Below are 12781 nucleotides of genomic sequence, written 5' to 3' on the forward strand. Positions count from 1 at the left end.
TCTGGGATAATTAGATTCGGCCGTATTTCGCCAGGCCTTCACGCAGAGAACCGGACTGAATAATCAGTTTGGCCTGTTCCAGCTCGCGGATATCAATGGATTGCGCCAGCGCTAAGACTTCGGCAGCGACCGCCTGCGGTACGCACACCACGCCGTCGATATCCCCAACAATCAAATCCCCTGGATTCACCGTGACATCGCCGATGGTGACGGGCTGGTTGGCTGAAATGGTCTTGAAGCGACCAAGCGTAGTGCCTGGGGTTACGGTCTTGGCGTAAACCGGGAAATCGTAATCGCGACGGATCTCCGCCAGGTCACGGACGCCGCCGTTCAACACTGCGGCCTCATGTTTATTGACAACAGCCCCGGCGGTCATTAGCCCGCCCCAGACGGCAACGGTTTCCAGCGACGGGTTGCCGGTAATGACGATGACCGAACCGCTGGCGGATTCGTCAATGGCGTCCAGCGCATGCTGCGGTGGCAGTTTTTCGTCGGTGACGTCTTCATAAATAGTGACGGCCGGGCCAACGATTTTCTTGTCGTTGATGCGGTTTTTGATTTCAAAAGGCAGGAACATCGTTTTGCCCAGGATCTGATCGCAGGCGTCAGCGACGGAAGCGGTCGAGAAAATAGCGCGAAAACCGTCGATAATATCTTTGCTGTACATAACACTTCCTCTCTTTATAGCGAATGCGAATTTATGGATTAACCCAATTAAGCGGATGCTCGCCTTCAAATGCCCGACGCACTTCATGCGCGGCTTTACTTTGCAGCTCGACTACCGACTCTTCGGTAAACCAGGCGGTGTGGTCCGTGCATAAGGTGTTCTCCATTTGCAGTAATGGACTTTTTGCACTGAGGGGTTCGGATTCAAAAACGTCGAGTCCGGCAGCGAAAATACGTTGTTGTAGCAGGGCGTTGATCAGCGCTTGCTCATCGATAAGCCCGCCGCGCGAGGTATTGACCAGTACGGCGCTGGGCTTCATTTTGGCCAGTTCGGCTTCGCCGATAAGGTGATGGGTGTCCGGGGTTAACGGAGCGTGAAGGGAGATGAAGTCCGCTTCATGGCACAGCGTATCAAGGCTGACTCGCGTCACGCCGGCCTGTAAAGCCTGCTCATCGGTAAGCAGCGGATCGACTACCAGGATGCGCTTAAAACCGATCCCTGATGCTTTTTGCACAAAGCAGCGGGAGATTCGGCCAAAGCCGACGACGCCGAGAATTTTTCCTGCCAGGCGGAACATGGGTTCGCGCTGGCCAATGTCCCACTGACCATCGCGAACATCACGGTTGCGAGTGGCGATGCGGCGCGTTGCGGCCAGGAGCAGCGCCAGAGCGTGCTCAGCAACATCTTCCGAGCCGTAGTCCGGTACGTTAGCAACGTAAATGCCTTTTTCCCTGGCGGCCTGGCTATCGATATTGTCTACGCCGACGCCGTAGCGCACGATAACGCGGCATTGCTGCATCGCTTCAATCATAGGGCGACTGACGGTTGCTTCGCGGACCATGATGGCGTCAGCATTGCTTACCTGGCGCAGCTTCTCTTCCAGCGAGGCGTTTGCTGGAACAACAACAAACTGCGGATCCCAATTCTGTAAAATACTTTCTTCTGCAGAATAATTTAAATATCCGGGTTCAATAACAACTATCTTCTTCATAATATCTACCGCTCTTAATTATAAAATTAAGTGTTTTAATTTCTACGACTGTAGTTCGCCGCATCCTGAAGGCGGGATGTGAAATTAATGAGTATTTTGCTTAGGCTTTATATCATCACAGCGTAACGGGTTTGGCGTCCTTGATGGCAATATTCTTTAACCAGCGAATAATTAAGATTGTGACGATCCCGCCGATCAGCATAACCGCGCTTAAATATAGCATTGGTGCCGAGTCGCTTTTTTCTAAGTCACGTACCAGAGGAATAGTATTTTGCGCGAAAAATCCACCCAGATTTGCCAGTGAGTTAATAATAGCAATGCCTGCTGCCGCCGTTGCGCCTGAAAGGAATTTCGTCAGATTCCAGAAGCAGGGTTGAATTGCAAATACTGATAATACAACGCCGCAAATACAGATGAAGCTAATAACCGGCTGGGCGAATGTCCAGACCGAGAGCAGCAGACATATTGCGGCAGTGAACATAGGTAATGCGACATTAATATAAGGGTTCTCGGTACGTTCTGGTTTACTGGTTATCCAACGTAGCATGATGATAACCATCGCCCATGGGATCATATTGACCAGGCCATTCATCATATCCGAAGCACCGAAGGTTTTAACGATAGTCGGCATCCAGTAGCTGATACCGTAGGCGCCAAAGCAGATGAATCCGTATACCAGCGCGAGGGCCAGAACGCGCCAGTCGGTCAGCGACTTACCCAGGCTATTGACCGATTTGTCGGTGTTGGCATCCTGTTCGGCAGCCAGTTTTTTAATCAACCAGTTCTTTTCTTCTGCGTTCAAGAAGCGAGCCTGTTCCGGACCTTGCGGAAACCACAGCAGCACCGGGGCAATTAGCAGAAGTGCAAGCACTCCAGTCGCCAGGAATAGCCACTGCCATCCTTCCAGCCCCATAAAGCCGTGCATGCTAAGCAGCGAGCCGTTAATTGGGGCGCCAATCATATTTGCCACCATGCTGGCGGTGACTAAAAAACCAACAATGCGTGGACGGTATTTTAAGGGGAACCATTTAGTGGAATAGTAAATTAAACCAGGATAAAAACTAGCTTCGGCAATACCTAAAATAAACCGAAGGGCATAGAATGTGGACATTTTCTCTGTCCACGAAAGAGCCATGGTAATAATTCCCCATGATAATAAACTGATGGTAAACCAGCGTTTTGCTCCTACTTTAGATAAAATTAAATTACCGGGCACACTGAAAACTAAATAGCCAATGAAAAAAAGTGATGCACCGAGGCCAAATGCTGATTCACTCCAGCCCAGGCTATCTATCATTTGTAATTTAGCAAAACTAATATTTTGACGATCTATATATGCCACGATGTACATTAAGACCATCAGTGGAACAAGTTTCCTGGTCGTTTTTGTTACAATGATTTTTTCTAAATCATTTTTTGCATCCAGGGACTGTTGCTGTATTGATTGACTCATATACGTGCTTCCTGAATAAAGTCATGAGGTGCTGATACACGTCCTCCACACCATAGCATGGAGATAATGCGGGTTTAGTCAGTTGTGTAGCCTTTCTTAATCTGACATGTCACGTAGTTTACTTGCTGATTTCCGGATGGCGACAGTGAGTGCGTTAAAATGCAGCAATGATCACGAATATTGTTATCATGATGACGTTATTTAGTGATTTTAATCACAAAATAAGTGTTGTTTAGATTTTTTTTGACATGTCAGATAAAGGATTTTTACGCAATATGAAACCCTGCTTCTTTTAAGGTTGCAGGGTTGAAGTGGAAGAGGGTTTTTAATCTAACATGTTAGATTTGGAGGGTGCTAACTGGGTTACTTGCGGTACAGCACTTTGATGATGTGGTAGCCGAACTGGGTATGCAGCGGGCCGGTCGGCTCCAGCTCAGGGCAGGAGAAGACCACTTTATCGAAGGCCGGTACCATCTGGCCCTGGCGGAATTCACCCAGATCGCCGCCGCGTTTGCCTGACGGACAAATAGAGTGTTTCTTTGCCAGCTTGCCGAAATCGGCGCCGTTCTTAAGCTGCTCAAGCAGATCGAGCGCCAGTTTCTCTTCTTTTACCAGGATGTGCAGTGCTGCCGCGGTTTTAGCCATGATTGCGCCTTGAGTGAGTTGGGATAAATCAGGGCGCCATAGTAGCACGCGTTACCGACGATACAGCACCTTGATGATATGGTAGCCGAATTTGGTTTTCACCGGCCCATAGGGTTTGAGCAGCGGACAGCTGAAGACGGCTTGATCAAACGGGCCGACCATCGCGCCTTGCTGAAACTCGCCTAAGTCGCCGCCGTTGCGTCCCGACGGACATTTAGAATAGCGCTTTGCCAGATGATCGAAGCTGACGCCCCGCTCCAGTTTGGCGAGGATCTCTTGCGCCAGTTTCTCTTCTTTGACCAGGATATGCAGGGCTGCTGCGCTTTTTGCCATGACATCATTCTCAGGATGGTTTGCGTGGCTGACACTTTACCATCAGTCGGTAAATCTCGGCTCCGCTTTCTGCTACAATCCCCACCCCGTTCGAAGATTGAGCAAGACTCCCATGCGTTTAAACCCTGGCCAACAACAAGCCGTCGAATTCGTCACCGGACCGTGCCTGGTGCTGGCGGGCGCCGGTTCCGGTAAGACCCGCGTTATTACGAATAAAATTGCCCACTTGATCCGCGGCTGCGGCTATCAGGCGCGCCATATCGCGGCTGTGACCTTTACCAACAAAGCCGCGCGCGAGATGAAAGAGCGCGTTGGGCAAACGCTGGGGCGCAAAGAGGCGCGTGGGCTGATGATTTCCACCTTCCACACTCTGGGGCTGGATATCATTAAGCGCGAATACGCCGCGCTGGGCATGAAGTCTAACTTTTCCTTGTTCGACGATACTGACCAGGTGGCCTTGCTGAAAGAGCTAACCGAAGGGTTGATCGAAGATGACAAAGTGGTGCTCCAACAGCTGATCTCGACGATCTCCAACTGGAAAAACGATCTGAAAACGCCGGCGCAGGCGGCGGCTGGCGCGAAAGGCGAACGGGATCGTATTTTCGCCCACTGCTATGGGCTGTACGACGCGCATATGAAGGCCTGCAATGTCCTTGATTTCGACGATTTGATCCTGCTTCCGACGCTGCTGCTGCAGCGCAATGAAGAGGTGCGCGAGCGCTGGCAAAACAAGATCCGCTACCTGCTGGTGGATGAGTATCAGGATACCAACACCAGCCAGTATGAGCTGGTGAAGCTGCTGGTGGGGCAGCGCGCGCGCTTTACCGTGGTAGGGGACGATGACCAGTCGATCTACTCATGGCGCGGCGCGCGGCCGCAGAATCTGGTGCTGCTTAGCCAGGATTTTCCGGCGCTGCAGGTGATTAAGCTTGAGCAGAACTACCGCTCATCCGGGCGTATTCTGAAAGCCGCCAACATTTTGATCGCCAATAACCCGCACGTTTTTGAAAAGCGGCTGTTCTCCGAACTGGGATACGGTACCGAGCTGAAAGTGCTCTCCGCCAACAATGAAGATCATGAAGCAGAGCGCGTCGCTGGCGAACTGATAGCCCATCACTTTATTAATAAAACCAATTATAAAGATTACGCCATCCTTTATCGCGGCAACCATCAGTCGCGGGTTTTTGAAAAGATGCTGATGCAGAACCGTATCCCGTACAAAATCTCCGGCGGCACCTCGTTCTTCTCGCGCCCGGAAATTAAGGATTTGCTGGCCTATCTGCGGGTACTGACTAACCCGGATGATGACAGCGCCTTCCTGCGCATCGTCAATACGCCGAAGCGCGAGATCGGCCCGGCGACGCTGCAAAAACTCGGCGAATGGGCGATGGGCCGTAACAAAGGCTTATTCACCGCCAGCTTTGATATGGGCCTGAGTCAGACGCTGACCGGTCGTGGCTATGAATCCCTCACCCGTTTCACCCACTGGCTACGGGAGATCCAGCAGCTGGCCGAACGCGAGCCGGTCAACGCCGTGCGCGATTTGATTCGCGGGATCGACTACGAATCCTGGCTGTATGAAACCTCGCCCAGTCCGAAAGCCGCTGAAATGCGCATGAAAAACGTCAACCAGCTGTTTACCTGGATGACCGAGATGCTGGAAGGCAGCGAAATCGATGAGCCGATGACCTTAACGCAGGTGGTTACCCGCTTTACCCTGCGCGATATGATGGAACGGGGTGAATCTGATGAAGAGCTCGATCAGGTGCAGCTGATGACCCTCCATGCGTCAAAGGGGCTGGAGTTCCCGTACGTCTATCTGGTGGGAATGGAAGAGGGATTACTCCCGCATCAGAGCAGCATCGATGAAGATAACGTCGATGAAGAGCGCCGTCTGGCCTACGTCGGCATTACCCGCGCGCAGAAAGAACTAACCTTTACGCTCTGTAAGGAGCGTCGGCAGTATGGTGAGCTGGTGCGTCCGGAGCCGAGCCGTTTTCTGCTGGAACTACCTCAGGACGACCTGATCTGGGAGCAGGCACGCAAAACCATTACGCCTGAAGAGCGGATGCAAAAAGGTCAGGCCAACGTCGCCAATATTCGGGCGATGTTGGCAAAGGCGAAAAAAGGTTAACACCTCAGACAATAAACTGTTGCCAGGCGGCGGAGAAGGGCATCACCAGTATTAGCGAGGGCAGCATATTGGCGGTGGGAAAGGCGCGGATCCCGCACAGACGAAAACCGGTTGCCAGCATAATGATGCCGCCGCAGGCGGTGAAGTCAGCGATCATCGCCGGATTGATCAATGCCATGATAAAGGTTGCCGCGAAAAAAAGGATAATGAAGACAATCAGCTGGGGAATAAAAATCACGGTGATGATATACCCCAGCGTGGAGGCAAAAATCGCGGCAGTAAAAAAGTCGAGGATTGACTTGGTCAGCAGGATAGTCGGATCGCCAGTCATGCCCTCAGTCAACGCACCGAAGATCCCGGTGCCGCTGGCGCAGAACAGGATCAACACGGCAATAAACTGATTCATAAAGTCTTCCGCACTGACGCTGGCGCTGGACTGCGCCGGGAAAATACGTTCAATGGGGCTGCGCAGTTTTGTACCGGCTCGTTCAATCCATTTTTCGATATTCAGCAGGCCGCCAATAATCGTACCGACAATAATAGCCAGGGCAATAGGTGGCAGATTATGCAATTTATTGACAAAGAAGATGCCCATACTGATTGAGATCAGTCCAGCGATCAACGGTAAGGTTTTTTTGAAGTGTTCCGGAATAAAGCGATTCAGTGAGGCCCCAGCCAGCGCACCGACGAGAAGTGAACCGCTACAGACAAATATACCTATAGCCATAATTTATTGTCCCTAATAAAAAACTTCAGGGCCTGAATATACAGGCCCTGAAATATTTGGTTTGATTATTTAATATTAAAAACGCGGCTGGCATTACCCCAGGCGATTTTATCTTTCAGGCCTGCTTCAAGTTCTAAAGGATCAAACCAGTCACAAGCCTGATGAATATCTTCATACGGATAATCGACAGAGAACATCACGCGATCCGCACCCATGACTTCAATGGCATTATTCAGTGAATGCGTATTGAAATGGCCGCTGGTGGTGACGATGAAGTTATTCTGCAGATAATGCATTAACGGTTTTTCAGCTTTACCCAGACCGCAGCCGAAACGCTGGCGATAGAGACGATGCTGAGTACGCGGCAGCATATGAACCAGCCCTTCACCGAGGTGACCCAGGACCAGATTGAGGTTAGGATAACGATCGAACAGGCCGCTCATCATCAGACGAATAGCATGAACCGCTGTTTCCTGCGCGAAGCCCCAGGCGGAGCCGATCAGGCTTTCGTAACCGGTGTAAATGCCACGAGCCGGGCCTTCGAGGGGTTCACGAGGATGCAGGTAAACAGGCACGTTTAACTCGTTGACCTTATCCCAGAATACCAGCATTGATTCGTCATCAAGATACAGGCCATGCTCGCTATCTTTAACGTTGGTATAGCCGTTGATCAACGCGCCTTTCATACCCAATTTCTTCACGGCGCGTTCCAGTTCTTCTGCCGCGGATTCTGGATTCTGCAATGCCAGGGTCGCAAAGGCGCTGAATTTATCCGGATTTGGCTTCACATAATTCTCAACGATAAAATCGTTAGTGTCGCGAGCAAAAGAGACCGCTTTGGCTTTATCTAAAATAGATTGAGCACCAGGTGAAGTCAGGGAAAGAATTACATGGTCAATATTACGTTGTGCCATTTCTTCCAGCTGAATACTGCGATCCAGCAGGCGACGCTCAACGTCTTTCATATATTCTGTGCCGTTACGGCCCGCTTCACCAGTTGAATCCCACAGACGGTTATTTTCAGGAGTGGAGACGTGTTCTTCTAAAGCGATTTTTCCGCGCATGATATATTCCTTACTATATTAGTCAGTGTGACGTGATGCGAGCAGAATAGAAGTTTTCACGTATTGACAGCAATAACCCAAACATAATACGGGTTATCAATAAAACCAATACAGCGGGATATTTTGCAGCTTAATTCTTAATAGAGTCACTCTGCTGAGCGGGATCGGCAAGCGTGGCGATCAGCGAGCGCAGCCAGATATGGCCCGGATCGCGGTGCAGTCGTGGATGCCAGACCTGACGGATAGCAATATTGGCGAGGGGAAAAGGCAGCGGCCAGCTGCGGCAGGGGTAGCGCCGGGTAATATGCCGCGCCACCTGTTCCGGGACGACGGCGATCATGTCGCTCTCAGCCACCAGCTCGCCAGTACCTAAAAAGCTCGGCAGCGTCAGCGCGATCCGCCGGGGCATACTGTGTTCATCCAGCAGTTTATCCATATCGCCATGAGCGGTACCCTCCACGCGGATCGCCAGATGTTTTTCCTGCCGCCAGTCTTCGGCGCGAAGCTGCGTTCGAATACGCGGGTGATTTTCCGCTGCCAGGCAGACATATGATTGATCGAAGAGATGTTGCTGATAGATGCTGTCCGGAAGCTGGGTCAGATAGCCGATCGCTAAATCGCATTTTCCGGATTCGAGGGCGCTGAGAGTCTGTTCATCAAGATTCTGCACCGTAAACGTTACTCCATCAGCCGCCTGCTGCTGGAGTGCGATTTGCAATAAAGGCAGCAGCGTCATTTGGCTGATATCGGTCATACCGATCGTAAAATTACGCTGACTCTGCTGAGGAAGGAACTCAGGTTTGATGGCCAAATCGTTATCGGCAAGCTGGAGAAGCGTAAAAATAGTGGGGGCGATTGCGTCGGCGCGCGGCGTCGGGATCATCCGCTGCCCGACCCGAACAAACAGCGGGTCAGCAAAATGATCCCGCAGTTTCTTTAGCAACAGGCTGCCGGTGGGCTGGCTGATATCGAGCGCGTCCGCCGCCGGGGAGACATTACCCAACCGGTAGAGCGCAGAGAAAAAGCGTAGCGATTTGAAATCCAGTTCTTCCCGCATCCGCCCTCCTGGCTGGATATTATCGCAGCGTATCGCCGCTGGTGACCCGTAGCGTCCAGTGGACGTAGCTTTGCCACTGACACTCCTGATCGATCATTTCCCGGCCCAGCGGATGTTCATCCAGCCAGTTTCCCGGCAATGTCAGCGTCAGCTGTTCGTCTTGAGCGGCCAACTGAATGGCGGGCAACAGATCGTCGCGCCGCCGGCTGGCAAACAGGATTGCCAGCCGCAGCAGACGACACAGATGCTCAGCCACCCGCGGCGGGACGGCATTCTGCTGATGAAGCGAAGACAGATCGATGGCGTTAGTCTGGTTAAGGAGCAGCGTGGCAATCAGCTTCTTCTGCGCCGGAGTAAAGCCCGGCAGGTCAAGGTTATTGACCAGATAGGCGGCGTGCTGCGGCGCGCGTTTGAAATCCACACTCAGCCCAATCTCATGCAGGGCACAGGCGCTGAGAAGCAAATCACGGCTCAGCGGATCCAGCTCCCAACTACCATCCAGCTGGCTTAGCAGATGGCTGGCGAGACCGGCCACTCGCTGGGCCTGTTCAGTGTCGATCATAAAACGACGCTGAATATTGCGCAGGGTGCGGCTGCGGATGTCCTGTTCAACAGAGAGATGGAGCATGCCGTACACCAGACCTTCGCGTAATGCGCCGCCCGCGAGAGTCATACACTGAATATTGAGTTCACTGAAGATAGCGATCAGGATCGCCAGCCCGCTGGGAAACACCAGCGCCCGCTCAAGGGTTAAGCCTTCGATCTCCAGCTCTTCCAGGCGGCCGCACTGGATGGCGCGCTGTTTAAGCTGCTGGAGTTTGGCCAGGGTGATGCGTTCATCCATCCCCTGCGCCATCATAATTTCCTGCAGAGCCTGAACGGTACCGGAGGCGCCGACGCACACTTTCCATCCGTGATAGCGCAGCACATCGGCGACAGGCAGTAACACCTCGCGTGCAGCCGCTTCGGCGAGATCGAAATTCTCTTTCGTCAGACTACGGTCGGCGAAATAGCGTTCAAGCCAGGTGACACAGCCCATCGACAAGCTGAACAGCGAGGTTGTTTGTGCGCCGGTCCCGGTCACCAGCTCGGTACTGGCGCCACCGATGTCGACCACCAGACGCTGATCGGCGCCGCCGGTAGTGTGGGCCACACCCTGATAAATCAGACGCGCTTCTTCTTCGCCGCTGATCACCTGCACTGGGGTGCCGAGGATCTCCTGCGCTTTCGCCAGAAAATCACCCGCATTGACGGCAAGACGCAGCGTGGCGGTGGCTACGACGCGGATTTGCGTCGGCGGAATATCCTGCAGGCGTTCGGCAAACAGGCGTAAGCACTGCCAGCCACGCTCCATCGCCTCAGCGGAGAGCGTATTGTCGCTATTCAGCCCGGCAGCGAGACGTACCTTGCGCTTAATTCGGCTCAGCGTTTGAATGCTGCCTGCCACCTCGCGTACCACCAACATATGAAAACTATTGGAACCCAAATCAATGGCGGCATACAGCGAGGTGGAGCTCATACTCTTCATCGTTCAGAATGCTCCCTGGTCGACGGGGCACTGGTGCCCAATCCATATAACTGAGCGGGATGCCGGACAAAGGCGCCCTGGCTGATTCTGAATGACTGAGCGTATGACATAGATTTCTTAACCTGAACGACGACGATTGCGCGGTGGGCCGCTGCGACGCGGGCCGTTGCCTGGGCGCGCACGGGTCAGGCGCAGTGGCTTAGGCAAATCGGTCATCAGCGCGTCCGGATTGTATTTACTGACCGGAATGGAATGACCAATATAGGTTTCGATTGCCGGCAGGTTCAGCGCATACTCTTCACAGGCGAGGCTGATAGAGTGACCGCTGGCGCCAGCGCGACCGGTACGGCCAATGCGGTGAACGTAATCTTCGCAATCGTCCGGCAGATCGTAGTTAAAGACGTGGGTCACGGCCGGAATGTGCAAGCCACGAGCGGCAACGTCAGTCGCGACCAGAATATCGAGGTCGCCACGGGTAAACTCTTCGAGAATACGCAGACGTTTTTTCTGCGCCACGTCGCCGGTCAGCAGACCTACGCGATGACCATCCGCGGCAAGATGGCCCCATATATCTTCACAACGGTGCTTGGTGTTGGCAAAGACGATGGCGCGATCGGGCCACTCTTCTTCCAGCAGCGTCTGCAGCAGACGCATTTTTTCTTCGTTGGAAGGGTAGAAGAGCTCTTCTTTAATACGGTGGCCGGTTTTCTGCTCCGGTTCCACCTCGACGTACTCGGCGTTGTTCATCTGTTCGAACGCCAGTTCGCGGACGCGGTAGGAGAGGGTTGCAGAGAACAGCATGTTCAGACGCTGCGCGGCCGGCGGCATGCGACGGAACAGCCAACGGATATCTTTAATAAAGCCGAGATCGTACATGCGATCGGCTTCGTCCAGCACGACAACCTGAATCGCGCCGAGGTTAATGTGGTTCTGTTTCGCGTAATCGATCAGACGACCAGTGGTACCGATCAGAATATCGACACCGCTTTCCAGCACTTTCAGCTGCTTGTCGTAGCCGTCGCCGCCGTAAGCCAGACCCAGCTTCAGACCGGTGGCCTGCGCCAGCGGTTCAGCATCCGCGTGGATCTGTACCGCCAGTTCACGCGTTGGTGCCATAATTAGCGCGCGCGGTTGGTTAACCTGGCGATCGGCGATAGCCGGGTGAGAGAGAAGATAATGAAACGTTGACGTCAGGAACGCCATCGTTTTACCGGTACCGGTTTGCGCCTGCCCGGCGACATCGCGGCCTTCCAGCGTCAGCGGAAGGGCGAGGGCCTGAATGGGTGTGCAATTATGAAACCCTTTCTTTTCAAGGGCTTCAATGACTGCCGGGTGCAGGGCGAAGTCGGAAAACTTCTGTTCTGTTAAATGTGTTTTGCTCATAGTGTGGTAGAATATCAGCTAACTATTGCATTAAGAAAGCGTATCCGGTGAAATAACGTCAACCTTTCGTTGGCGGTGTACGAAATTATTCAAGGTACGTCTACGGTAACTGAACGAATCCAGGATAGCTTAGACTACTAAGCGAGTCGGGAGCGATAAATCTGCAGCATGCAGTTCGCGTTCGGGCACCCTGGCGTCAACAGGCGAGTCCATGATGGATTGCGCCAGTTGGCAGCCCAGAGAATTGAGGTATCCTGAAGAATAGCGTGCATAACGTAGCCGCAGCACGTCGTTGATGGCTACGACACCAACACACCAGGCTTATTCCTGTGGAGTTAAATATGAGCGATAAAATTATTCACCTGACTGACGACAGTTTTGACACGGACGTACTCAAGGCTGACGGGCTGACCCTCGTCGATTTCTGGGCAGAGTGGTGTGGTCCGTGCAAAATGATCGCCCCGATTCTGGATGAGATCGCTGAAGAGTATCAGGGCAAACTGACCGTAGCTAAGCTGAACATCGACCAGAACCCGGGCACCGCGCCGAAATACGGCATTCGCGGTATCCCAACCCTGCTGCTGTTCAAAAACGGCGAAGTGGCGGCCACTAAAGTTGGCGCACTGTCCAAGGGTCAGCTGAAAGAGTTCCTCGACGCCAACCTGGCGTAAGCGAATTGCTGGTCCGGCGTCCAGATTCCTATTTTTTGCGGAACTCTGGACGCCCGGCAGGAGTCGTGCTAAGTTAATCCACAGACTTCGTTTTAAACATACCTATTGTTTGAATCTTGTTTTACCCA

General features: G+C 52.8%; 12 protein-coding genes. 2 read left to right on the forward strand and 10 right to left on the reverse strand.

The window, feature by feature from the left end; all coding sequences use genetic code 11:
- Window positions 1-10 precede the first annotated feature (10 nt).
- The 5 genes from ACKLKD_RS16270 to ppiC (ACKLKD_RS16290) all read right to left on the reverse strand — a co-directional run bounded on the left by ACKLKD_RS16270 (window position 11) and on the right by ppiC (ACKLKD_RS16290) (window position 4089).
- Window positions 11-667, reverse strand: coding sequence for an RraA family protein (locus ACKLKD_RS16270; RefSeq protein WP_025711250.1), 657 nt, complete (start codon window positions 665-667; stop codon window positions 11-13).
- Between the two features lie 31 nt (window positions 668-698).
- Window positions 699-1658 (reverse strand): C-terminal binding protein, encoded by a 960-nt coding sequence (locus ACKLKD_RS16275; protein WP_025711249.1) that lies wholly within the window; start codon window positions 1656-1658, stop codon window positions 699-701.
- Window positions 1659-1773: 115 nt separating this feature from the next.
- The gene (locus ACKLKD_RS16280; protein ID WP_025711248.1) at window positions 1774-3111 is read right to left on the reverse strand and encodes an MFS transporter; all 1338 of its coding nucleotides are present in this window, start codon (window positions 3109-3111) and stop codon (window positions 1774-1776) included.
- Window positions 3112-3474: 363 nt separating this feature from the next.
- Complete coding sequence (gene ppiC / locus ACKLKD_RS16285; protein ID WP_002883180.1) at window positions 3475-3756, reverse strand: peptidylprolyl isomerase PpiC; 282 nt, start codon at window positions 3754-3756, stop codon at window positions 3475-3477.
- Between the two features lie 51 nt (window positions 3757-3807).
- Entirely contained in the window at window positions 3808-4089 is a 282-nt protein-coding gene (ppiC, locus tag ACKLKD_RS16290) for a peptidylprolyl isomerase PpiC (protein ID WP_025711246.1), read from the reverse strand.
- Between the two features lie 112 nt (window positions 4090-4201).
- Here ppiC (ACKLKD_RS16290) and rep point away from each other — a divergent pair, with 112 nt between their 5' ends.
- On the forward strand, window positions 4202-6223 hold the full coding sequence (gene rep, locus ACKLKD_RS16295) for a DNA helicase Rep (protein ID WP_025711245.1): 2022 nt from the start codon (window positions 4202-4204) through the stop codon (window positions 6221-6223).
- A gap of 4 nt (window positions 6224-6227) precedes the next feature.
- On the opposite strand, the gene ACKLKD_RS16300 is transcribed toward rep, so the two are convergent.
- The 5 genes from ACKLKD_RS16300 to rhlB all read right to left on the reverse strand — a co-directional run bounded on the left by ACKLKD_RS16300 (window position 6228) and on the right by rhlB (window position 11982).
- Window positions 6228-6950, reverse strand: coding sequence for a DUF554 domain-containing protein (locus ACKLKD_RS16300; protein WP_080897915.1), 723 nt, complete (start codon window positions 6948-6950; stop codon window positions 6228-6230).
- Between the two features lie 65 nt (window positions 6951-7015).
- The gene (locus tag ACKLKD_RS16305; RefSeq protein WP_025711243.1) at window positions 7016-8014 is read right to left on the reverse strand and encodes an amidohydrolase family protein; all 999 of its coding nucleotides are present in this window, start codon (window positions 8012-8014) and stop codon (window positions 7016-7018) included.
- Window positions 8015-8144: 130 nt separating this feature from the next.
- On the reverse strand, window positions 8145-9071 hold the full coding sequence (locus ACKLKD_RS16310; protein WP_025711242.1) for a LysR family transcriptional regulator: 927 nt from the start codon (window positions 9069-9071) through the stop codon (window positions 8145-8147).
- Between the two features lie 19 nt (window positions 9072-9090).
- Entirely contained in the window at window positions 9091-10599 is a 1509-nt protein-coding gene (gene gppA / locus ACKLKD_RS16315; RefSeq protein WP_165931845.1) for a guanosine-5'-triphosphate,3'-diphosphate diphosphatase, read from the reverse strand.
- Window positions 10600-10716: 117 nt separating this feature from the next.
- On the reverse strand, window positions 10717-11982 hold the full coding sequence (rhlB, locus tag ACKLKD_RS16320) for an ATP-dependent RNA helicase RhlB (protein WP_080897913.1): 1266 nt from the start codon (window positions 11980-11982) through the stop codon (window positions 10717-10719).
- 341 nt (window positions 11983-12323) lie between these two features.
- Between rhlB and trxA the strand changes: the two genes are divergently transcribed.
- Window positions 12324-12653, forward strand: coding sequence for a thioredoxin TrxA (gene trxA / locus ACKLKD_RS16325; RefSeq protein ID WP_002883224.1), 330 nt, complete (start codon window positions 12324-12326; stop codon window positions 12651-12653).
- The last annotated feature ends 128 nt before the right edge of the window (window positions 12654-12781 follow it).

Origin of the sequence: Klebsiella sp. 10982, from assembly GCF_048589245.1 — a bacterium.
Taxonomy (GTDB): domain Bacteria; phylum Pseudomonadota; class Gammaproteobacteria; order Enterobacterales; family Enterobacteriaceae; genus Klebsiella; species Klebsiella quasivariicola.

Coding starts and splice junctions, on each gene's coding strand:
- ACKLKD_RS16270 (WP_025711250.1), bottom strand. CDS start 667: ATGTACAGCAAAGATATTATCGACGGTTTTCGCGCTATTTTCTCGACC.
- ACKLKD_RS16275 (WP_025711249.1), bottom strand. CDS start 1,658: ATGAAGAAGATAGTTGTTATTGAACCCGGATATTTAAATTATTCTGCA.
- ACKLKD_RS16280 (WP_025711248.1), bottom strand. CDS start 3,111: ATGAGTCAATCAATACAGCAACAGTCCCTGGATGCAAAAAATGATTTA.
- ppiC (WP_002883180.1), bottom strand. CDS start 3,756: ATGGCTAAAACCGCGGCAGCACTGCACATCCTGGTAAAAGAAGAGAAA.
- ppiC (WP_025711246.1), bottom strand. CDS start 4,089: ATGGCAAAAAGCGCAGCAGCCCTGCATATCCTGGTCAAAGAAGAGAAA.
- rep (WP_025711245.1), top strand. CDS start 4,202: ATGCGTTTAAACCCTGGCCAACAACAAGCCGTCGAATTCGTCACCGGA.
- ACKLKD_RS16300 (WP_080897915.1), bottom strand. CDS start 6,950: ATGGCTATAGGTATATTTGTCTGTAGCGGTTCACTTCTCGTCGGTGCG.
- ACKLKD_RS16305 (WP_025711243.1), bottom strand. CDS start 8,014: ATGCGCGGAAAAATCGCTTTAGAAGAACACGTCTCCACTCCTGAAAAT.
- ACKLKD_RS16310 (WP_025711242.1), bottom strand. CDS start 9,071: ATGCGGGAAGAACTGGATTTCAAATCGCTACGCTTTTTCTCTGCGCTC.
- gppA (WP_165931845.1), bottom strand. CDS start 10,599: ATGAAGAGTATGAGCTCCACCTCGCTGTATGCCGCCATTGATTTGGGT.
- rhlB (WP_080897913.1), bottom strand. CDS start 11,982: ATGAGCAAAACACATTTAACAGAACAGAAGTTTTCCGACTTCGCCCTG.
- trxA (WP_002883224.1), top strand. CDS start 12,324: ATGAGCGATAAAATTATTCACCTGACTGACGACAGTTTTGACACGGAC.